Origin of the sequence: Streptomyces lincolnensis, from assembly GCF_021173675.1 — a bacterium.
In the GTDB taxonomy this organism is placed as follows: Bacteria; Actinomycetota; Actinomycetes; order Streptomycetales; family Streptomycetaceae; genus Streptomyces; species Streptomyces lincolnensis_B.
The window spans coordinates 83,279-103,969 of the sequence record NZ_JAIHON010000024.1 but is presented as its reverse complement, the minus strand read 5'-3'; the positions used below and the strand labels follow the sequence as shown (position 1 = coordinate 103,969).

The 20,691-nt window shown below is 70.4% G+C and carries 17 protein-coding genes and 4 pseudogenes; 9 read left to right on the top strand and 12 right to left on the bottom strand.

Going from position 1 to position 20,691, the window contains the following annotated elements; translation table 11 throughout:
* Positions 1 to 95: 95 nt before the first annotated feature.
* The gene (locus tag K4B79_RS44765) at positions 96 to 1,256 is read right to left on the bottom strand and encodes a recombinase family protein (protein ID WP_232033209.1); all 1,161 of its coding nucleotides are present in this window, start codon (positions 1,254 to 1,256) and stop codon (positions 96 to 98) included.
* Between the two features lie 465 nt (positions 1,257 to 1,721).
* On the opposite strand from K4B79_RS44765, the gene K4B79_RS44760 reads away from it, so the two are divergent.
* Entirely contained in the window at positions 1,722 to 2,411 is a 690-nt protein-coding gene (locus tag K4B79_RS44760; protein WP_232033208.1) for a hypothetical protein, read from the top strand.
* Positions 2,412 to 2,870: 459 nt separating this feature from the next.
* On the opposite strand, the gene K4B79_RS44755 is transcribed toward K4B79_RS44760, so the two are convergent.
* On the bottom strand, positions 2,871 to 3,338 hold the full coding sequence (locus K4B79_RS44755) for a peptidoglycan-binding domain-containing protein (RefSeq protein ID WP_232033207.1): 468 nt from the start codon (positions 3,336 to 3,338) through the stop codon (positions 2,871 to 2,873).
* Between K4B79_RS44755 and K4B79_RS44750 the strand changes: the two genes are divergently transcribed.
* From K4B79_RS44750 to K4B79_RS44735, 4 genes are all read left to right on the top strand, one after another.
* Positions 3,326 to 3,565, top strand: a complete 240-nt coding sequence (locus tag K4B79_RS44750; RefSeq protein ID WP_232033206.1) for an SDR family NAD(P)-dependent oxidoreductase — start codon at positions 3,326 to 3,328, stop codon at positions 3,563 to 3,565. The genes K4B79_RS44755 and K4B79_RS44750 overlap by 13 nt on opposite strands.
* A gap of 340 nt (positions 3,566 to 3,905) precedes the next feature.
* Positions 3,906 to 5,021, top strand: coding sequence for an MFS transporter (locus K4B79_RS44745; protein WP_232033205.1), 1,116 nt, complete (start codon positions 3,906 to 3,908; stop codon positions 5,019 to 5,021).
* Positions 5,022 to 5,064: 43 nt separating this feature from the next.
* Positions 5,065 to 5,841 carry an aldo/keto reductase gene (locus K4B79_RS44740; protein WP_232033204.1) on the top strand — a complete coding sequence of 259 codons (777 nt, stop codon included), beginning with the start codon at positions 5,065 to 5,067 and terminating at the stop codon, positions 5,839 to 5,841.
* Positions 5,842 to 5,843: 2 nt separating this feature from the next.
* Positions 5,844 to 6,062: an aldo/keto reductase gene (locus tag K4B79_RS44735; protein WP_232033203.1), complete on the top strand. Its 219-nt coding sequence runs from the start codon at positions 5,844 to 5,846 to the stop codon at positions 6,060 to 6,062.
* Positions 6,063 to 6,110: 48 nt separating this feature from the next.
* Here the strand turns inward: K4B79_RS44735 and K4B79_RS44730 are convergent.
* From K4B79_RS44730 to K4B79_RS48460, 3 genes and pseudogenes are all read right to left on the bottom strand, one after another.
* Positions 6,111 to 6,271, bottom strand: a pseudogene (locus tag K4B79_RS44730) (transposase); the annotation flags it as partial.
* Between the two features lie 51 nt (positions 6,272 to 6,322).
* Positions 6,323 to 7,834: a WD40 repeat domain-containing protein gene (locus K4B79_RS48465; RefSeq protein ID WP_232033202.1), complete on the bottom strand. Its 1,512-nt coding sequence runs from the start codon at positions 7,832 to 7,834 to the stop codon at positions 6,323 to 6,325.
* Between the two features lie 121 nt (positions 7,835 to 7,955).
* Positions 7,956 to 8,138, bottom strand: a pseudogene (locus tag K4B79_RS48460) (hypothetical protein); the annotation flags it as partial.
* Between K4B79_RS48460 and K4B79_RS44715 the strand changes: the two are divergent.
* Positions 8,094 to 8,474 (top strand): NAD(P)-dependent oxidoreductase, encoded by a 381-nt coding sequence (locus K4B79_RS44715; RefSeq protein WP_232033211.1) that lies wholly within the window; start codon positions 8,094 to 8,096, stop codon positions 8,472 to 8,474. The pseudogene K4B79_RS48460 and the gene K4B79_RS44715 sit on opposite strands and share 45 nt — an antisense overlap.
* Before the next feature lie 921 nt (positions 8,475 to 9,395).
* Here the strand turns inward: K4B79_RS44715 and K4B79_RS44710 are convergent.
* Positions 9,396 to 10,001 (bottom strand): TIGR04222 domain-containing membrane protein, encoded by a 606-nt coding sequence (locus K4B79_RS44710; RefSeq protein ID WP_232033201.1) that lies wholly within the window; start codon positions 9,999 to 10,001, stop codon positions 9,396 to 9,398.
* Positions 10,002 to 10,309: 308 nt separating this feature from the next.
* On the opposite strand from K4B79_RS44710, the gene K4B79_RS44705 reads away from it, so the two are divergent.
* Positions 10,310 to 10,942: a DUF2461 family protein gene (locus K4B79_RS44705; RefSeq protein WP_232033200.1), complete on the top strand. Its 633-nt coding sequence runs from the start codon at positions 10,310 to 10,312 to the stop codon at positions 10,940 to 10,942.
* Between the two features lie 673 nt (positions 10,943 to 11,615).
* Here the strand turns inward: K4B79_RS44705 and K4B79_RS48900 are convergent.
* Positions 11,616 to 11,856: pseudogene (locus K4B79_RS48900) on the bottom strand (IS1380 family transposase); the annotation flags it as partial.
* Positions 11,857 to 12,068: 212 nt separating this feature from the next.
* Here K4B79_RS48900 and K4B79_RS48455 point away from each other — a divergent pair.
* Complete coding sequence (locus K4B79_RS48455) at positions 12,069 to 13,361, top strand: vanadium-dependent haloperoxidase (RefSeq protein ID WP_232033199.1); 1,293 nt, start codon at positions 12,069 to 12,071, stop codon at positions 13,359 to 13,361.
* 36 nt (positions 13,362 to 13,397) lie between these two features.
* Here K4B79_RS48455 and K4B79_RS48895 read toward each other — a convergent pair.
* From K4B79_RS48895 to K4B79_RS44670, 5 genes and pseudogenes are all read right to left on the bottom strand, one after another.
* Positions 13,398 to 13,601 (bottom strand): annotated as a pseudogene (locus K4B79_RS48895) (hypothetical protein); the annotation flags it as partial.
* Between the two features lie 17 nt (positions 13,602 to 13,618).
* Positions 13,619 to 14,359 carry an SDR family NAD(P)-dependent oxidoreductase gene (locus K4B79_RS44685; protein ID WP_232033198.1) on the bottom strand — a complete coding sequence of 247 codons (741 nt, stop codon included), beginning with the start codon at positions 14,357 to 14,359 and terminating at the stop codon, positions 13,619 to 13,621.
* A 126-nt stretch (positions 14,360 to 14,485) separates the two neighbouring features.
* On the bottom strand, positions 14,486 to 16,027 hold the full coding sequence (locus tag K4B79_RS44680) for an AfsR/SARP family transcriptional regulator (protein WP_232033197.1): 1,542 nt from the start codon (positions 16,025 to 16,027) through the stop codon (positions 14,486 to 14,488).
* Between the two features lie 878 nt (positions 16,028 to 16,905).
* Positions 16,906 to 18,030, bottom strand: a complete 1,125-nt coding sequence (locus K4B79_RS44675; RefSeq protein ID WP_232033196.1) for a 4-hydroxy-3-methylbut-2-enyl diphosphate reductase — start codon at positions 18,028 to 18,030, stop codon at positions 16,906 to 16,908.
* 86 nt (positions 18,031 to 18,116) lie between these two features.
* Positions 18,117 to 19,484, bottom strand: a complete 1,368-nt coding sequence (locus K4B79_RS44670) for a hypothetical protein (protein WP_232033195.1) — start codon at positions 19,482 to 19,484, stop codon at positions 18,117 to 18,119.
* A 270-nt stretch (positions 19,485 to 19,754) separates the two neighbouring features.
* On the opposite strand from K4B79_RS44670, the gene K4B79_RS44665 reads away from it, so the two are divergent.
* Positions 19,755 to 20,684, top strand: coding sequence for an ACP S-malonyltransferase (locus K4B79_RS44665; RefSeq protein WP_232033194.1), 930 nt, complete (start codon positions 19,755 to 19,757; stop codon positions 20,682 to 20,684).
* The last annotated feature ends 7 nt before the right edge of the window (positions 20,685 to 20,691 follow it).

Genomic DNA, 20,691 nt, shown 5'->3' with positions numbered 1-20,691 from the left:
CTCCGTTAGATACGCAGCTCACCAGACATCATCCAAGAGACAAGATCAATCTCAGACTCAGACAGGGATCTGAGCTGAGAGAACAGGGGAGGATCTCACGCACCTCTGACAAGACGAGAACCCACACCGTAGTTGGTGACCTCGCGAGAACACAGGTACTCGGGCAGGGCATGGCTGTGCTGGGTGTGGTAGCGGACGACCATGCGCCGCTGGCAGATTCCGCAGAAGACCAACCCGGCGGCGAGAGCGGGCCCGCTCCGGACGGCGCCCATGGTCTCGGCGCGGGCCCGGTTGGCAGCGAGTTTCGCCTCGTTGGCCTCGAACTGGGCCACCGAGATATAGGCGGGCAGCACGTCGGGGATCATCACGAGCCATTCGTCGCGGGCCTGGACGACGCGGCCGGTGCTGGGCCGGGCGGGGTCCTTGCGGCGCGGGTCGACCCGGCGACGGCCGTAGGCGTAGATGCCGGCATAGGCGGGGTTGTGGAGGAGGGTCTGCAGCGTCATCCGGTTCGGCCTGCGCCACTCCAGCGTGCCCTTGTCCGGTCCCTCCCGCAGCCGGATGCCCAACTGAATATCGTGGTCGACGAAGTAGCGCAGCACCCCGTGCAGCGTCCCGCGCCGCTCGAACTGTGCGAAGAGCAACCGGATCACGGTCTGGACCTGCTCGTCCGGATCGAAAACCACCTCGCCCGACGGGCGGCGGACATAACCGGACGGCAGCGGGAAGGCGAGCTCACCCCGGCGGGCCTTGTTGATCCGGCCGTTCCACATCCGCTGCTTGATCAGATGAAGTTCGGCCTCGCTGATCGTCCCCTTGAGACCGAGGACGAGGCGGTCGTTGTAGTCGGCAGGGTCGTACACACCGTCAAGGTCGGCCAGCACCGCCCCGGACAGGGCGCACAGCTCGATGAGCTGGTACCAGTCCTTGCCCGAACGGGCCAGGCGGGACATCTCGGTGCCGAGCACGAGCCCGACGTGGTCCAGGCCGATCTCGGTGACCAGCCGCTGGAACCCCGTCCTCGCCAGCGCCGTGGTCGCCGACATGCCCTGGTCGTCGTCGATGACCAGGACCCGGTCCGCCTCCCAGCCCAACGCGACGGCCCGGTCCTTCAACGCGTACTGCAACCGCGTCGACTCCTGGTGATTGAGCAGCTGCTGGCGCGTGGACTGGCGGACATAGACCGCCGCGAGGCGCTGCAAATGACGGTCGCACACCTTGCTGTGGGCCCTCTCCCAGGGCAACACCGAAGTCATGATCGACCCCGTTCACCCGCGGCCATCACACGACCGGCCAGCCTCGTCAACTGCCGCACCACTGCTTGCCGATTGGCCGTCGGCAGCCGCGTCCACACCTGATCGCTCAGTGCCGTCCGCGCACTCGTCTGGGGCTGACGTCGCGTTCGTCGCGCATGGGGACTCATCCCCCTCACGGGCGCGAAGTTGCCCGGCCACCATGGCCAAACGCCGCAGCCCCTCACGGCCGATTATCGGCCCTCGTTCGCTCTCCCGACCATCCATACGTGCAGTGTGCTTGGGCGATGGAACGAACACTGGGGTGGCTGTTGCGCACGAGGCGTCTGGCCTGGAACTACGAGACGCTGCCCGCCAGCAGCGCATGTCGTCGCTCCGCTTGACGATCTGCAGGGTGAGCTGGGATCCACTGACACCGGTCCCGGACCACGTGGGCACGGCGTTCCGGCCGCCTCGTATGCTGCGCGGATGAGCGATCAGAGGATGAACGCGCCCGTGGCGGGCTGGGACGCGGCCGGGGCCAGAGTGCCCGCTCCAAGTGGGCAGCGCACGGGAAGGAGCGCCGGGGCGTCCGTACTCGCCACGCTCTGGGTGCTGCTGGTCGCCTGGGGGATCGCCGCCGGCAACGCCGGACTCGCCTACGTCACGCTGGGCATGGACTTCATCCCGATCGCGGCGGGCGTGCTCGGCTGCCTGGTCTTCGTGATCGTGCTGCGGCTGCTCCACAGGGCGTGGTGGCTCGCCGTCCTCTCCGTGGTCCCCGCACTCTTCATTCTCGTCGGGTCCGTCCAGTACGCCCCCGAGGCGGCGCTCGACCGACGTGGCGTCCGCGAGACCGTCACGATCACCGCGGACAGCGCGGCGGGAACGGCGAGCAAGAACCACCGGTTCACACTGGTCGGGCCGGGCGGTGAACTCGACGAGACCCTCGAGTACCGGGGCAGCAACCCCGGTTACCGGGTGGGCGACCGCATCGAGATCCTCCGCGACCCGGAAGGCGCCGTCCCGCTGGAGGACGCCGTGGACGTCGACCCCGAAGGCAGGCTCGGCGGCCTCGTCACGGGAGTCGCCGCATGGACGGGCATGACGCTGCTCGCGGGCTGGCGCGGCCATGTGCGCCGACGGGAGAACCGCCGGGCGTGGAGCGGCACGATCTAGGAAGGCGCGGGCGACGGGCGCCCCGTGCGGGACAGGGACTTGGGGACGGCGCCGTCGCAGCCCACCTCGCCGGCCTCCACCTGCGCGCCTCGATGATCTGGCTCAGAGAACTCACCCGGACCACCTGGTGATCGCAACCACATACGTTCCCTGGACGGGTGCGGGGCAGCCCGCGCAATGCTCGCCTTACGGCGCGAGACCGGCCGCGCTCACACGACCGGTCTCCCTTGGCCTTCTGCCGAGCGTCCCGCCGAACCCGCCGGCTGTCATCACCCCCACACGTGTGACTGTGACTGAGCGTCTCAGTTGGCCATTGAGTGCTTTGGTCGGCCACTTCGGCGCTCAGCGGACCACTCGGTTCCTGCTGGTGTCCGGCTGTTCGTCGTCTCTTGTTTCCAGGCACTGTCAGCGGCGGCCTGGTCCACGTGCCGCCGATGCATCATTGGCTGGCCGGGGCCTTTAGTTGCAGGTGCGGGAGTTGTAGCTGGCGACACGCCAGTTCTCGTTCGCCAGCTCGTAGAAGCCGTGCCTGCCTGTCTCTCCTCGGTAGAGGACGAAGTCGTCGGTGGCGCCCGTGTACCTCATCCGGTAATGGCGGTGCGGCCCGTCGTTCACGAGCTGGCCGTAGCCCAGGCTTTCTCCCGCCTTGGACCAGGTGTCCTCGCCGACGATGCCGTCGGCCGTCAGACCCCACCTGCTCTGCAGGGGTTTTGTGCGGGTCTCGGTGGTGGGTCCGAAGATCCCGTCGATTTCACACCTGTGGCCGTAGTCCTCGACGTTGAGAACCTGCTGCCACAGGCAGACAGCATGTGAGCTCGCGTGTGAGTACCGGGAGACGGTTCCCTCATCGTCCCAGCCGTCAAACAGGTTTCCGGCACCACTGACGTAGCCGTCGCTGACGTTTGCGGACGCCGGTGTGGCGCTCACCCATCCGCATCAACGCGATCTGCCCGGGCGTCACCGAGACCCCCATGGTCACCAACGCGATCGCCGAGGCACCCGAACACATGGCAGCCATCATCAACGAGATCCCCATGAAGCGCTCCGGCAGTGTCGAGGAGATCGCCTCCGCCGTGCTGTGGCTGTCCAGCCCGGGAGCCGTCTTCACCACAGGCCAGGCACTCGTCGTCGACGGCGGCTTCACCGTCAAGTAATCACCAGCGGCGCGGTACGGCCGGGACACCGGCCGTACCGCGCCACCCAGCCAGGCCCCTGATGGTCAGGCCCGTATACGCGTGTCGCGTTCACTCCCCTCGCGTCGGCCCGCTTGTCCTCATCACCCGGCACGTTTCCCCGACGCTGCCTCCGGGCCCCTTCCCGGCCGCGTAGTCGCGCGCGATAACGATCTCCTGACTGTTGGCCTACTCGAACGCCCTCTCGTGCGTGTGGCTCCCGGCGGCCCCTCCATCGCTGAGCGCGGCTTCCCGCGCTCAGCCCGGGGCCCGTTTCCGCAGAACCCGCATCTTGTTCTCGACATCCCCTCGGAGAGGAAGCATGACAACGCGAGGAGGAACCCTCCACGCCCTCGCAGGCCACCGGGCCACTGACCACGAGCACCGGCCCGCCCGGCTTCCGCTCGTCGTGTACGTGCTGGCGCTCGGCACGTTCCTGATGGGCACGACCGAGTTCGTGGTGGCGGGTCTGCTGCCCGAAATCGCCAGCGACGTGCATGTCACCGTCGCGCGGGCCGGGCTGCTGATCACCGTCTTCGCCGTCGGAATGATCGTCGACGCACCCTTAATGGCGATGCTGACCTTGCGCCTTCCCAAGCGGTGGACGCTGCTCCTCGCGCTGGGCATCTTCGCGGCCGGTCACGTCATCGTGGCCCTGGCCTCCTGCTTCGCGCTCATTGTGGCGGCCAGGTTTCTGACCGCTCTGGCGACCGGAGCGTTCTGGGCGGGGCAACGTGGTCGCCACCCGCGCTGCGGGACCCGCCGCCAGTTCGCGGGCCCTGGGCACCGTGGGCGCAGGGGCGATGCTCGCCAACGTCGTCGGTGTGCCCCTGGCCGCCTTCGCCGGACAGCTGATGGGCTGGCGGGGCCCGTTCTGGGGCCCCTGCCATGGTGTTCATCACCCGACAGGTTCCGCATGACACCCAGGACGACCAAACGGTCCCGATCCGTTCCGGGCTGTCGGCTCTGCGCTCAGCACGCCTGGCTGGTCCTGGTCGGGTTCGGGGTCGGCGCCCTGGTGGGCTTCCTCGTGGGAGGCCGACTAGGGGACCGTCGTCCGTACCTGACGGCTATCACCGCCCCCGCGGTGACGACGGTCCTGCTCGCAGGGCTGTGCCTGCTGTCCGGGCAAGCCGCCCCCACGATCGCGCTGGTGGCCCTGCTGGGACTGTTCGGGCTCGGTGCCAATCCCGTACTCATCGCCCTGGGCGTCCGTTTCGCCGGCCGGGCCCCGACCCTGGGGTCGGCGCTGACCGTGTCGGCGTTCAACCTCGGCACCGCCAGCGGCTCCTGGATCGCCAGTTTCGCCCTCGAATCCTCCCTCGGAGCTACGGGCCCGGCCGCCGTCGGCACCGTCATCGCCGCGCTGACCCTGATCCCCGCGATCACCATCGCAGTCATCCACCGGACCCGCCCGGCTCAGTCACCACGGGCCTGACCACACCAACCACCAGCCCTCCCCGGGGAAGCAAGGAGCATCCATGAAGTGCCGCACACTCGGCAGCTCGGACCTGGAGGTCTCGGAGATCTCGCTCGGGTCCTGGCTCACCTACTCCGGCGGCATCGAGGCCGACAAGACCCGCGCCTGCACCGAGGCGGCGTTCGACGCGGGCATCAACTTCTTCGACACCGCCGACGTCTATGGCCAAGGAGCCGCAGAGACGGCCTGGGGTGAGATCCTCTCCGCCCACCCCCGTGACTCCTACATCCTGGCCACCAAGGTCTGGGGCCGGATGTCCGACGACCCGGCCGACCAGGGCCTGTCCCCGGACCAGATCGCCAAGCAGATTGACGCCTCCCTCACTCGCCTGCGAACCGACCATGTCGACCTGTACCAGGCGCATCGCTTCGACCCCGCCGTGCCGATCGAGGACACGATCGAGGCGTTCCAGAAGGTCGTCGAGCAGGGCAAGGCCCGCTACATCGGCTTCAGTGAGTGGACCCCCGAGCAGATCCGGGCGGCGATCGACCTCGCCGGTCCGGATCTGTTCGTCTCCTCCCAGCCCCAGTACTCCACGCTGTGGCAGGCCCCCGAGGCCGAGGTCTTCGGTCTGTGCGCCGTGAACGGCATCTCCCAGATCGTCTGGTCGCCGCTAGCCCAGGGAGTCCTCTCCGGCAAGTTCGAGCCGGGTCAGCCCGTACCGGAGGACAGCAGGTTCGCGTCCGCGGACATGGCGGTCTCCCAGGACCTGATCTTTAGCGACGCCATCCTGGAGGCGGTCCAGTGTCTCGTCCCGATTGCCGAAAGGCGGGGATGAGCATGCCCACTCTCGCGCTCGCCTGGGTCCTGCGCCGCACCGAAGTCGCCTCCGCCATCACTGGCGCCTCTCGCCCCGAGCAGGTCCACGCCAACGCCGCCGCCTCCGGCGTGAACCTCCCCGACGACCTGCTGGCCGCCGCTGACGAGGCCCTCGGTGGCGTCCCCATCACCAGGCCAGCCCTTGCTCCCAACGCCCAGCCCGGTATCAAGCACCGCTGACCGACTGCCTGCCGGCCCCACTTGGTCCGGACCCTGAGGTCGGCACATGCGCTCGGGCAGATCCCTGCGGCGCCCCGGTCACAATCGCCACAACACGCCGTTGACAACCTGTCGGGGGTCCCCGGCCAGGGCCGCCCGACCTTCAGCAACCGGCAGCGGCGGAGCTATCCGCTCTACGCCTCATCCGTCAACTCATCCCTGCCGACCACCAGATCAATCACCGAACACAGCACCAGGGACTGTCTTCAGTTGTGATCGCATTAGTCGCACACCCTTCTGTACGGCGCGTCCGGTACGTACGTGTCCCACTCGCTCCTCGTCAGGTTTTCGTTCCCGGCACGGGCACAGACGTGGCCGATGACGGGGGTGGGGTCGACGGTGTGGCGGTGGAGGGGGACGTGGCCGCCGCCGGCGTAGAGGGTGGTGTTGTCGGGGCTGAAGGCGAGGGAGTCGATGGGCTCGCCGGGGGTGGGGAGCGGGCCGCCGAGAGGCTGTTGGGTGGTGGTGTCCCAGAGCTGGATGGTGCCGGCGTCGCCGCCGACGGCGAGGGTGTGGCCGTCGGGACTGAGGGCGAGGGCGCTGACCGCCTCCGGTGTGTCGCCGAGGGGGGCCGGGAAGACATTGCGCAGGACACCGGCACGGCGGCGCAGGTCGCCGTCCCACAGGGCGACCCGGCCGGTGCGGTCGCCGGCCGCCACGCGGCTGCCGTCGGGACTGAACGCCAGCGCACTGATGTGGTCGCCCTGGACGAGGTCGAGCGCAGCACTCTGACGGGTGCTCCGGCGGGCGACGCGGTTGTCGCCGACGATTATTTCCGTGTTCGGGGCGAGCTGAAAGCGGGTGCCTGCCAGGCCGGGCCCGGTGACGACGTTCGTCCGGCGACGGTCGGCCACGTCCCAGTGCTCGCTGCTCAGCTCGCCGGCGGCCGGGGTGCGGGCGGTGAAGAGGGTGCGGCCGTCGGGGGTGAGGGCGAGGGCGGTGACCGCGGTGGCGGACTCGGTCGTCGCCAGGTCCAGCGCGGTCTGTTCGCGGTCGCGGGTCAGGTCCCAGACGGTGAACCGCTGCGGAGCGGCCCGTTTGCCGGGTGCGGTGACCCCGTAGACGAACCGGCTGCCGTCGGGGCTGAACGCCATCTGTGGGACGACGTCACCCGGTGCGAGGGGCGGGGCCGGCGCTTTACCGTGAGGGGCATGGGGAGCGTGGTGACCGTGGGAGGCGGCGGCCGGGACCGGCTGGGGCGGTGGCGGGGACGGCAAGGTGCGGACGAGGCGGCCGTCGTCGGTGGTGCGGAGTTCGAAGGCGAAGCCGGTGCCCGTGCGTTCGGCGGTGGCGAAGACGCGGCCGTCGGGGCTGAGCAGTACGCCGTCCATGGGCCGGTCGCGCCAGACGGCGGTGACGGTCGCCGTCAGGTCGAGGGTGTGGGCGGTGCTGCCCTCCAGGTAGCGCAGAGCGGGTGAGCCGGGGTCCCATGCGAGGCGACCGTGCAGGTTCTGGTTGTTGAGGGGGTGGCGGAGGACGGGGGTGACCGGGGCGGACAGCCGCCACACCCTGATCTCGCCGGCGGAGCCGAACGTCGCGAGGAACTCCCCGTCCCGGCTGAACGACGCGTACAGCACACCCGGGTCGCGGATTTCGGCGGACCGGCCACCGGTACGAACGTCCCACACCTGTGCCCGGCCCTCGGCGATGACGGCGAACCGGCCGTCGGCCCCGAACTCCAGCGCCGAGTCGGCACCGCAGACCCCTCGGGCCCGTTCCCAGGCTCCGCGCACCACCTGCCGCCCGCCGGTCTACCGCGTCCTTCGCGGGCACTTCGTCCTGCAGGACGTCCCAGTGCTCCACTACCAGGCCCTCCTCGAAGCGGAAGATGTCGACCACCACGAGGGGCTCCTCGGTGCTGCCGGAGTACCTGCCGTGGATCATGACCAGGTCTCCCTCGGCGACGATCGCTCCCGGCTCGTACCGGCTGGCGTCGGGCAGGTCCGCGATGAACTTTCGCAGCCTGGCCCTGACCGGGGGGATGAACGGGTTGTGCTGGAGGCAGTCGGGGTGCAAAGCGATGTGCTCTCGATCCACGTACCGCTCAGCAAGCGAGCACGCGGGCTGGTCGGCGCGGCGGAACTCCGGTCAATGAAGCCCTCGGCCCTCCTGGTCAACACCTCACGCGGACCGGTCGTCGACGAGGTCGCCCTGATCGACGTCCTGCGTGAGGGCGCGATCCGAGCGGCCGCCCTCGACGTGTACGACACCGAGCCGCTACCCGCGGACCACCCGTTGCGGGCGCTGCCGAACGCGCTGCTCACGGGGCACGTTGGATTCGTGAACCGCGACTTGTACGAGATTTTCTGTCAGGACTCCGTCGAGGACATCGCCGCGTTCCAGGCGGGTTCTCCCGTGCGGCTGATGAAGTAGGAACCGAAGACGACGACCCGACCGACTCACACACCGCCTCTCTCCCCTGTGACGGCTCCGACGCGGTTCGTCACGGCGTACGGGATTCGGTACGCCTACCGGCGCTGCGGCGCCGAGACCGGCACACCGCTGGTGTTCCTGCAGCATTTCCGTGGCGGCATGGATCACTGGGATCCTGCGGTGACGGACTGACCGGCCGCGAACCGTCCGGTCATCCTGTTCGACGACACGGGCGTCGCAAGCTCCAGAACCAGCAGCAGAGGACCGCCCGACGTTGGCCGGCCGACGGCGTGGAACACAGGCCGCCCGATGCGGCGAGTGATGGCTTGACGAACAGCCGTCCCGTCATGGATCTCGGGTTACGGTGCTTCTTTGGCAGGCGGCCCTGGCTTCTTCGGCGCGGCAAAGGCCTGGTCGCGGGAACCCGCTGTCACGCCGGGGTGCCGGTGAAACCGTTCGGCGACGCCCCCGGCGCGCAGCCCGCTCCGGTCGTGCACGCGGCCGCGTCACAGGGCGCTGGACCATCGGGGCGACCCTGGGGGGGCGCTGGTCGCGGCGGCCCTGAGGGGGATCTGCCCGCGCTTGCCGCAGACGAAAGCGCGGCCGCCGGGCCGGCCTGCCCGGTGGCGGAGTGGCGGCGGACCCGGGTTCCCAACCCCCCGGCTCCGGGACCGGCGCGCACACCGGCCGGGATTCCAGTCAGCGGTCCCCGCTGGTAGCCGGGTACGCCTCCCGCACCACATGCGGGGACACGCTGGATGACAACCCTGACAGCCGTGCCCCGCAGCGCCCCCCACATCCGTCAGACTGCATCCGGGGTCAGCGCGCTGATCCGGGATCGCGGCATGGGCGGCGCTGTCCGGGCGCCACCGCGCCCTCCGCCAACAAACCGGGGGGATCTCGAGCCGGCGCGGGGGGGGCTCAGTCGCTGCCGCCCCCGCCCCCGCAGCCGAACCCGCCGCCCGCGCCGGCGTCCGAATCCCAGGCGGAGTCGGAGTCGCGGTCCAGAGCCTTCCCCATGCGGATCAGGGACCGGCCCAGACCCGACGGAATCGGCTGCGCGCCGACGACCCCACGCCGCACCGGCCCGTCCGGAAGGACAGCAGCACCGCCCAAGACGTACGCCGGCAGGCTCCCGTCTTGCTCGGCCGCCCGCAGCCGCCGCCTGCCCAGCCGGGTCATCCGGCGCCCCGAATCCCTCAACAAACCCCATGCGGCCAGCCTGCGGCCGATCTCCTCGACCTCCCCGGAACGCTGCACCGCGGTGTGCAGAGCCAGGGCGGCGATACTCCCGCCGCGCGGGCAGGACGCGATCACAGCCCGCTCGACCGGATGCCGGGCCTGCTGCTCCTCCCCCACCCTCCGCACCCGCGAGACCCGGACCACAAGCAGCCCGCGATCGGACAACGCGATCACCGCACTGTCCACCACCCGCTGGGCTCCGCCCGCCAGGAAAGCGACCTCGTAGACGTCCAGAACCCGGCCCTCCTCCCCCGCCCCCACGGATCGCCGCAACACCCTCCCCATACCAGCCCCCTTTGACGTCTCGTCTGCCGGCAGTGTCACCCGGCAGGACAGCGAGCAACCCTCTCCCCGCCCACTTCAGAGCAACACTTGAGCCTTCCAGCCGAGAGACGCGACCATCCGCGCCGCAGGAAGCCTCGGCCTGCTGCACAGACTCGGTCAACACCGCCACAGGTCCAGGACCTGCCCCGCTGGGCCGGCTCCGGTACTTCGGGCGCTCCCGGTCCTCCCGCCGCACCTCAACGATCTCCGCCATGGCATCAGTTCTCACTCTTCCCGCGCGCGGATCAGGCGTGAGCTATCCTCCGCGCATGCGCGGACAGTTCACCGGCTGGCCGGAACAGGCCATGGATGTGTTGTGGCAGCTCCAGGGCGAACCGGCCCACGCGATACGCGAGCGCCACCGCGCCGACCGCGAGCGCCTGGTCCGGCAGCCGATGATCGCCCTGCTCAACGAGGTCGCGGACACCGACCCCCGCTACGAGGACTTCTCCGTCTGGCACTACCGCACCAACTCCTGGTGGTGGCAGCACCAGGGCGCGGTGATCCGGCTCGGCCGCAAGATCGAGATCGGACTCCGGTTCGACCTGGACGGCCTGCGGATCCAGGGCGCCTGGTGGTACCCCGACCCCGGCCAGGTGGACACGTTCCGCACAGCCGTGGCCGCCGAAGGCAGCGGCCGCGAATTGTCCGCCATCATCGAAGACGTACGGAAAAAGGGCTACGACGTCTCCGGGGACGTGATGAAACGCCCCCCTCGCGGCTATCCGACAGACCATCCCCGCACGCACCTGCTGCGCCACCGCTCACTGATCGCCGCCCGTCCCCTCGGCAGCGAACAGTGGCTGCACACCCCCGAAGCGGTCGACCGGGTCCTCACGGCCGCCGCCGACCTCGATCCCCTGCTGTTGTGGCTGGTCCGCCATGTCAGGCGCGCCGCCTGACACACCACAAGGACACCGCGCGGAACGGAGAACCCACGCCCCGCGCCGCCGACCACCGCGCTCAGAAGGAGATGCGCACCTTCAGTGCCGATCGGTCATCCATGGCCCGGCGCTGGACGCGGCCGGCCTATGCAGCTGTCCCTCTCGACAGGCGGGTGGCCGACGCGGCCTGCACGATCGTCAGGACCCCCTTCCGAACCCGGTCGACGGTGCCGGCGGGGCGGGCGAGGATTCCCAAGGTCAGGGGATCACCAACGAGGGGTGGCGTTCGGTGCGGATCAGAGCAGCCCGCCCGGACGAGCGGGGAGACCGCCTGGAGCCGCTGCCGCCGCAGCGTGAGCGCCGCTTCCGGGTATCCGGAGCGCAAGCCCTTGCGGGACCGGGAGGTGCTGTGCGGGATCCTCTACCTGCTGCACACCGGCACCCAGTGGCAGTACCTGCGCCAGGAGCTGGGCTGCGGCTCAGGCTTCGTCCCGAACGCAGACCCCGTCTTGTGTCGGACTCTCATGCTTCCCAGCACTCCGACCTGCGCGATTCACCGACCCGTAAGTCGGCAAGCCAACGGCCTCAACGTCACTGACAGCTACCTTGCCCCTGTGGGCAGGGCGGGAGTTCGGGACCTTGATCACTCGCGCCCGCTCCCGGGTTGAGCCCGCAAGCAAGCGGCGACGAGCGCGACACGGGGGACTTCCAGGGCTTCGGCCCGCAGCCGGTGACCGAGCTGGAGCTCGGCGATGGGCGGGTGTCGGGTGCTGGCCGCGAAGCACGTGATCCGCAGGCCTTGCGTCTCTGATCCTCAACTGGGCACCGGGACGGGGGCGTTGCTTTCGGACGGTCAGTCGCATGTTTTGAGGCCGACCATCCAGGAGCGTGCCGGTGTGCCGAGCGGCCCAGGCCCGATCACCTGTAGTCCCGGCTGCCGGCCTCGCCACCACGGCCGACCGGCCCGCCCGGAGAGCACTCCGAGAGGGTGCTCCCGGCCGGAGCCCGCGCAGTCGGCGCCGAGGTGGCGGACATCGCGGGTGTGAACCCCGCCGGACTGCCGATGATTGTCGATGTAACGACAAGACTTAACCTCCGCCGATAGGCTCGGACAACCTGTCACCGACAAGCCCCTGGGGGTCTCGTGACACCACGTCCGCTCGCCGGATCATTCAGAGGGTTACGCCGTATCGCGGTCCTCTCCGTACTCGCCCTGACCGTCCCGCTGACGGCCACCACCGCCGAGGCGCGCGGCGGCGCGGAGGCCGCCCCGGGCGGCAGTCCCGTCATCGCCTGGAACATCCACGCCCAGAGCGCCATCTACGACACCGCCAAGCAGTCGCCCACCACCGGCACCCGCAGCTTCGCCATCGTGCAGGGCGCCGTGTACGACGCGGTCAACGCCGTCGCCGGCCGTCCCTACGAGCCCCTGGTCGGCGCGCCCCGCAGCCGCCCCGGGGACTCCACCGCCGCGGCGGTCGCCGCGGCCGCCCACGACACGCTGCTGTGGCTCTTCCCCGGACAGGCCGAGTCGCTGAACGCCCGGTACGACCAGGCGCTGGCCGCGATCCCCGACGGCCGCGCCGAGGACGGCGGGGTGGCCGTCGGCCGGGCCGCCGCCGCGGCGATGACCGAGAGCCGCCGAGACGACGGCTTCGACCCCACCGCACCGTGGACCGTCGGCACCGAGCCGGGCGAGTACCGGCTCACCCCGCCCGGCTATGTCAACGTCGGCGCCTGGGTGCCGAACCTCAAACCGTTCGTCGTCCCCGACGCCGGCGCCTACCGGGTCAAGCCCCCGCCGGTCCTGACCGGCGCCGCCTGGGCCCGCGACCTCAACGAGGTCAAGAGCCTCGGCGCGGCCGCCAGCACCATCCGCACCCAGGACCAGACCGAAGCGGCGATCTGGTGGGACGACCCTCAGATGGTCGAATGGTCGATCACCCGGCAACTCGCCGCCACGCACCGCCTCAACCACCTCCAGACCGCCCGGCTGCTCGCCATGGTGTACGTGGCCTCCGCCGACACCCTGATCGCCTGCTACAAAGCCAAAGCCCACTGGAACTTCTGGCGCCCGGTGACAGCCATTCCGCTCGCCGGCACCGACGGCAACCCGGCCACCGACCCCGACCCCGACTGGACACCCCTGCGGATCACCGCCCCATCACCGGAATACCCCTCCGGCCACGCCTGCTTCACCACGGCGGTCATGACAGCCCTGGGGACGTTCTTCGGCCGTGACAACCTCACCTTCGCCGCATACAGCCCCGCCTCCGGCACCACCCGCCACTACAACAGCCTTAAGGCCGCGACAGCCGAACTCCTGGAGGCGCGCATCTGGGCCGGCGTGCACTACCGCTTCGCCTCCGAACACGGGCACCGGCTCGGGATGGCGGTCACCCCCGACGTCCTCAACCACGCCTTCCAACGCCGCTGACCCAACCACCCCCACCACCACCCAAACGACAACCCGGGGGCGCTTCCTGCGTCCCTCGGGCCGGCCGTTGCGCCGCTCACGACCGGCCCGAGGGTTGATGCCGACGAGCCCGCTCGCCTCATTGTTGCCGTAGCCCAGCTGCATGAGCCGGAGGTATCTCTTCCGCTCCCGGCTCAGCTTGCCCCGCGGCAGGGGGCCGATGAGACGACGAGGGTGACGATGACTGCGACGACTACCCAGCCGATCCGGTCGACACCTCAGGTCGCGACGTAGCCGCCGTCGGCGAGGAGCACCGCACCGGTGATGTAGCCGGCCCTGTCGGAGGCCAGGAACGCCACGGCCTCGGCGATCTCCTCGGGCTCGCCGGCCCGGGCGAGCGGCGTGCTCTGGCTGAACGCCTCGAAGATCTCGCCCGCCGTGTCGACGGCCATGTCGGTGCGGATCGGACCGGGTGCCACGGAGTTGACGCGCACGCCCGCCGCACCGAACTCGACGGCCCACGAACGGGTGAGCGAGTCCATCGCGGCCTTGGAAGCGTGGTACACGGAGCCCACAGCGGTGCCGATCTGCCCCGCGATCGACGACACGTTGACGATCGCACCCTTCTTCCTCGCCACCATGCCCGGCACGAGCGCGGCCGTCAGGAAGTAGGTCGCGCGGACGTTGACGTCGAATATCTGCTCGTAGTCGTGGAGCGACTGCTCGGGGGTCGGGGAGAACGGGAAGACGCCCGCGTTGTTCACGAGCACGTCCACCTCGCCGACCTCCGCGGCGAGCCTGCGGACGTCGTCGAGGTTCGCGACGTCCGCGACGACGAAGTGGCCCGTACCGCCCACCCGCTCGATCAGCTCGACGGTCTCCTTGCCGAGTTCGGCCCTGCGCCCGGTCGCATAGACGGTGGCACCCGACTCTGCGAGCTTGACCGCGATCGCGCGGCCGATGCCCGAAGTGGCGCCGGTGACGAGTGCCTTCTTGCCCTGAAGTTCCTTGGTTGACATGTGTGCAAACGTGGCCCCGCTCGATCGTCGGCGCATAAATTCCGTATATACCGCCTGGTCAGGAGGTGAGGAAGGGAGTGGCGCGGTCTCGACGCGCTGCGTCTCGCCTCGCCCCTCACTCGCCCCTCAGCTGACCGACGCCGGTGTGCGCAGCAGCGCGAAGTAGACGCGCACGAACCGCGGCAACCGGTAGCGTCCGAGCACGAGCGGCTCGATGAGGTGGACCCCGGCGAGCGACTCCAACACCCGCTCGACCTCACCGGGGTCGGCCCCGGACATCCGTGTCGCCTCGTGGAAGTCGATCACCTCCGTGTCCTGGCGCGCGAAACACATGAGCAGATGCCGTTCGGGATCGGTGAGCTCCTGATCGGCCGCGATCATCGGGGCCAGCATCGCGGCGCAGTCGGACGGGAGCGTGTCGGCGGACTTGCCCTCCCGCCGCATCTGCTGCAGGAACATCTCGATCGTCCAGTCGGGGCGGGAGCCGAGCTTGCCGCCGGCCACTCTGATCGGGGTCGGCAGTCGCGAGAGGTGTGCCAGCAGTTCCTCGACCTGCTCGGGTTCCGCGTCCGCGCGCACCGGTCCGACGGTCCTGCGGAAGAACTCCCGTGCCTCGCGTTCGGTCAGCCCGGCGATCCGCACCCAGCTCACGCCGGGCAGCTCGTGCAACGTGGGGACACTCGTGAGGATCATCGCCGAGCCGGGCGTGGCCAGATCGCGCACGGAGGCCGCGTCCCGCACGTCGTCGACCACGACGAGGAACCGCTTGCCGCGCGCCTTCTCCCGCCACAGCGTGGCCCTGTCGCCGACGGGGTTCTCCACACCGACCGCCCGCAAAAGCTCACCGGCGACATCCCTGCCCCTGACGAAGATCTGCCCGTCCGGGAAGCGGCCCTTCACGAGGTGGCCGATCCGAGTGGCCAGCACGGTCTTGCCGCTGCCCCGCATACCGGTGATGCCCACGGTGCCCGGCAACGTCCGCAGAGCCTGCGCGATCTCCTCCGCACGGCCGGTGAAGTCGATCAGGTCCGGCGGCAGCTGCTCCGGCCTGCGCGGCGCGGTGAGATCGCCGCTGAGGATCTGCGCGTGGACCCTGCGCAGCTCCGGCCCCGGTTCGAGACCGAGCTCGTCGCGGAGGAGGGCGCGTGCCCGGTGGAAGTGGTCGAGTGCCTCGCCCTGCCTGCCCTCCAGGTAGAGCGCGCGCATCAGGAGGGCGCGGGGACGCTCCCTGAGGGGGAAGGCGGCGACATGGGCCTGCAGCTGAAGTACGTCGAACTCGCGTTCCAGGCAGTCCTCACGCGCCTTGAGCCGGTGGTCGGAGAGCCGCACCCGCTGCGCGTCGAAGTAGGCACTTCGGAGGCCCTCCAGGGGTTCGCCGTCGCAGCCGTCGACGATCTCCGCGCGGACCGTGTACCCGCCGTCCCTGGACTTCAGCTCCAGCTCCGGAAGCGCCTTGCGGATCTTGTACACGTACGTCCGCAACGCCATCACCGCGCTCGGCGTCGGCTCGTCCCAGACCATGCCGATCAGCTGGTCGTTGCTCAGCCGGACGCCGTTGTTCAGCAGCAACGCCGCCAGCACCGACCGCTGTTGGCGCGGCCCCAGCTCGATCTCCTCCTCGTCGCGCCAGGCTCGTACGGGACCCATCAGCGAAAATCGCAGGCTCATGCGTCAGCACAACGCACAAGCCGATCGCCTGCTTCCCGGCGTTCTCCGCGTTGGCCACGTTCCGCACCGCCTCTCCCCGCCACGACAACCCGCCACTGCCGTACCGGCCCTCCTACCGCCCCACCTTCGCGATCGACTCCAGCAGCTCGTAGCGAGCCGCCCGAGAGGCGGTCGCGCCGCTCGGGCGGCCCGCCGAGGCGCAGGCCGGCGCCCGCTGAGCGAGTTCTGCGCTGGTCCGGGACGAACGCGGACGCGCAAGGACCCGACCGTGGGGTGCGCGGTGTGCGACGGCTGTCACCGGGCCTGGTCCGTCCGCGAGAACGTGATCGTCAGTGGTGCGGTCCGGTACTCGGGGCGAGGCGGGGGCGGCCTTGCGGTGGCGGGCGTGGGCTGCCACCGCTGGGGCGAGTCGTCGTGCACGGCAGGCATGAACTGGGCGCGTGTGATGCGTCATGGGGCCGGTGCACCGACGATCTCCGCCAGGGTCGCCCGGCCGGTCTGCACCTCTGGCTCTGGCGACACGAGCGGCGGCGTGTTCCCGCCGCCCAGCGCGCCGCCTCAATGTCGTCGAGGTGGCCGTCCTATGTCACAGAGGTGGTGACAGGGCGCCGGAGGCCACCGCGCGATCGCGCAGGGTTCGCAGGCTGATACGCGTCCCTGTCTCGTCCTCGATGTGCCCTTCGTTCATGCCTTGGCAGGTCTTGGTACCGCGGGCGACAGCGCCGGCTTCACCCGGCCGTAGGGGATGCCGCCGGTGTGCTTGCCTTCCTGCTGGCGCCCCAATTCCCGCAGCCCGACGGAGGCCCCGGCGATCGTCCTGATGGCGTGACGAAGAAGGACGGGCCGTCTTCTCGGTCCGGCCCTGGACCTGAGGCGCTTCATCCTGAGGGGAGCGCACGGACGGCAGGCTGTGACGTTTCCTTGAAGGAGTGCACCTGCCGCCAGACATGGCTTGCGGGGCCCAGGCCGTCCAGGGCTTGACCCACCTGCCTGAGGCCCCGCCCGGCAGCTGTGGCGTCCACGACCGTGATCGTCGCGGCGTCGATGTCCTCCGGACGCAGGCGGTCCAGCGTCGTCACGGCGCGGACACGTAGGGCGGTTCGAGTCCCCCGGGCGATCGCCGTTCTGGCTGCGGGGTTGGTGTCGCGGCCGACGACCAGGAGCATGTCGGACTGGGCGAGTGCTGCTCCGATCACCGTGTTCAGGTCGTCCATGGTGTAGCACCACTCGCTCGGATGCTGGCCCCGCAGGCGCGGATGACGGTGGCGCAGGACCTTGAGGATGTCCGCCGCCTCGGACACAACGGCGCCGGGGGCGACGACGAACGCGAGGCGATCGGGGTCAGTGACGGCGAGGGTCTCGGCCTGCTGCGGCGTACTGACCGTTTGAGGGTTTCGTTGGAGGTTCCGGCCGGCCCATGCGCCGGATCCGGTGGCCGGTGTGCCCACGACGACCACCTCGTCCCCCCGTTGCAGAAACCGGTGCAGTGCGCGTTCCGCGTTCTGGGCCGAGGAGCACGGGACGCTGGCGGGGCAGCCGCAGATCCGCCACCGGTCGCGGGGCTCTCCGGAAGTCTGCGCCGGCACCGGGGCGTTCGACGGACCCGGGCCGAGGGGGTTCTGCGCGGTCACGTAGAGCACTCGCCTGGTGCGCAGTACAACGCGCCAGGACTCGATCTGACGGCGGGCGAAGGCGAGCGCGGTGGTGTCGTCGCTGTGGGCGGCGAGCGCAAGGCCGCGATGGCCGCCTTCGGGCCGTTCGTAGGAGACGGTGAAGACCGTTGCCGGCGCCGCCGTGAGGCCGTCGCGGAGGTCCTCGTTCGGTAAGGAACGGGAGTCGGCGCCGAAGCCGGAGTGGCGGGCGTGTGCGGCGAGCAGACGATGCGCGGGGCAGTCGACCAGGCCGCGCGTGGGGTGTCGCCAGGAGGTGGCCACGGTGAGGCTGCCGGGGGTGACGCACAGGGTGGTGGAGTGGAGTACTTCTGTGAGGACGCTTCGGTTCATCTTCCTGGTGGGGTCGAAGGATCGCAGGAACGGCACCGTCATCCAACAGGTTCATGCCGCCCCGCCCCTCCTCGTGCCCGCGGTTTTCACTCCAACGGGCCCGTGCGCCGGCTCTGCAGCCGCGTGTGGCGTGCCCGCCCGAGGAGCGCTGCGGCCGAGGGGTTCGTGGCGTTCGGGCGGATGGCGGAGGTCAGAGCGCGCAGGCGGTCGTCGGTGCGGGCGCTGCGTATGGTCGGAAGGATGTCGAGGAAGTCGTGCCAGGTCCGGCATGCCTGTTCCAGATGGCCGGCCGCCAGCTGGGTTTCGGCCAGTTCGGCCAGGCCGAGCGCCCGGGAGCGGCGCTCGTCGACGGGCCGGTGACGCAGCGAGAGGGAAAGCTCCCGGGCAGCCCTACGGTGCTCGCCTTGGCTCTTGGCCACGGCCGCCCGCTGGAGTGCGAGTGAGCCGGCGTGGAAGGCGCCGACGGCGGAGGCGCCGTCCGACGACTGTTCCAGACGTCGCTCGGCCGCCAGGAGGTGGCGGGTGTGGCGGCGGTCGCCCCTGGCGGCCTGCGCGACGGCCAGCTGGCCGAGGAGGAAGGCTTGTTGATGCGGCGGGGCGTGCCGCGCGCCGGTCTGTACGGCGTGTTCGGCGAGTTGGTCCGCCTCGGTGCGGTGTCCCAGTTCGTGGGCCTGCAGGCTGAGGCCGCGCAGGGCGAGCGCACAGCCGATGGCGTCGCCCGCTTCACGGGCGAGATCGACGCTGGTGAGGTAGAGGCGCTGGGCCGCAGCGTGGCGGTTCATGTCGAAGTGGGCGAACGCGCAGAGATAGGTGAGCTGTGCGGCCACCGTGAACAGGTCACGTCGGACGGCGGGTTTCATGTCGCTTCTGAGCCAGGGGAGCAGCGTGGTGGACAGATACTGCCGCAGGGGTTCGCGCACCGATCCAGCTCCAAAGACGATGTCGCTGCGGGAGAACACGGTGAGCAGTTCCCTGGCGGAGGAAACGTGCGCGGGGCCGACGGACACCGGCGCGGCGATCGCGGCGGGTCGGCCTTCTTCGGCGGTCGGCGGACCGGTCGGGATCGTCAATGCCGCCAGCGAATAGGCGCCGACGAGGGCGAGGCTGCGGCGGTCGGTGTCACGCATTATCCGGTCGAGGCGTTCCACGGCGCTCCCTTCACCGGGCGGCGCCCCGGCGCCGTGTCCCGGCTGCCTGGTGTCGAGCAGTCCAGTGTCCTGTAACGGGACAGGTCTGCCGAGACGTCGGGTAAGAGCTTCCGCGACAAGGGCCGGCACGGGCGGGCGGGGACGGCTGCCGGCCAGCCAGTGGGCGACCGTGGAGCGATCGTAGTGCAGCGGGGTGCCCCGCTCGGCGCCGAGTGCGTTGACGCGGCGCGCGAGTTGGGCGCCACTCCACCCGGCCTCGGCCAGGAGGTGACGCAGGGCCTGGTTCGGCGTACGGGGCGATCGCACATCCTCTCCCTGCCCGCTCATCCCTTGGCAAGTACTGCCGTTCAACGTCCGCATGTGTTCAACACGCTTGCCGCCCGCATAGGCGGTGGAAGCGCTTTCGTTCAGGCAGGCTCAGGATGCGGCGCCACCCGGGGCAGCACACAGTGCGCACCGCGGGCGCATCCGGGGCCGCCCGTACGCCCCTCGTGCACCACCGGCCTGTCCGAACGGAAGGACGAGATGCGCACCAGCCCTCCACACGAGCCGGCGCCTGCATCCTCCTGGCGGCGCGTGATCCATCTGTTCCCAGGGCAGGGAGACTTCTCCGTCGGATCCCTGACCCTTGCTGCCCGGGTCCCCGGCACGGGCGCGGCCGTCCGTGAGGTCTTCGAGCGGATCGACGAGGTGGCGGTCGAGCGCGGCCTGCGGCCCCTCGGTCCCTGGTTGCTGGGGAAGCAGCCGCCCCGCGGGCGCGAGTTGGCCCAGGCGGCCACAGGTTCCTCTCAACTCGCCCTGTACGGCGCCTCGGTGGCGGTCCACCAGGCACTGAGCACCACCTATGGGGCACCGGCGGCGGTCGTCGGGGTGAGTTTCGGGGAGATCGCCGCGCTGACCGCCGCCGGTGTCCTCACTGTCCGCGACGGCGCCCGTGTGGCCCATGATCTCGCCGTCGTGCTGGCCTCCTGTCCCGGTGGGCTGACCCTGCTCCGCTGCGCGGAGCAGTCCGCCCGCCGACTGCTGGAACGGGCCGGAGCGCCGGACGCAGTGGTGGCGGTGGTCAACGACGACCGGTCCGCGGTGATCGCGGGTCCCGTGCCGGCGCTGGCCCGCGTCGAGAAGGTGGCCGACGACGCCGGGGTGACCACCGTGCGGCTGCGGCTGCCGTTCTCCTCCCACCACCCGGCGCTGGCCGGCCAGTCCGACGTGTTCGCCAGTTCGGTCCGCACCTATTCCCTGGCCGAAGCCCGCGTGCCGGTCTACTCGGCCGTGGCCGGGCGCCACTACCGCCCCGACGACGACCTGCCCCGGCGCCTGGCGGACTGTCTGGTGCGGCCGGCTGTGGTGCCCACTGTGCTGCGCCAGGCGGCCATGCACCGGCCGGACGTCTTCTTCGAAGCGGGTACGGGCGACGCCCTGGCCTCCAGCGCCCGCACGGTCCTGTCCACGAACCCCGCCGTGCCCGTCCACGCCCCCCTTGCCGAACCCGACTTTCCCTGGTGAGGCCCAC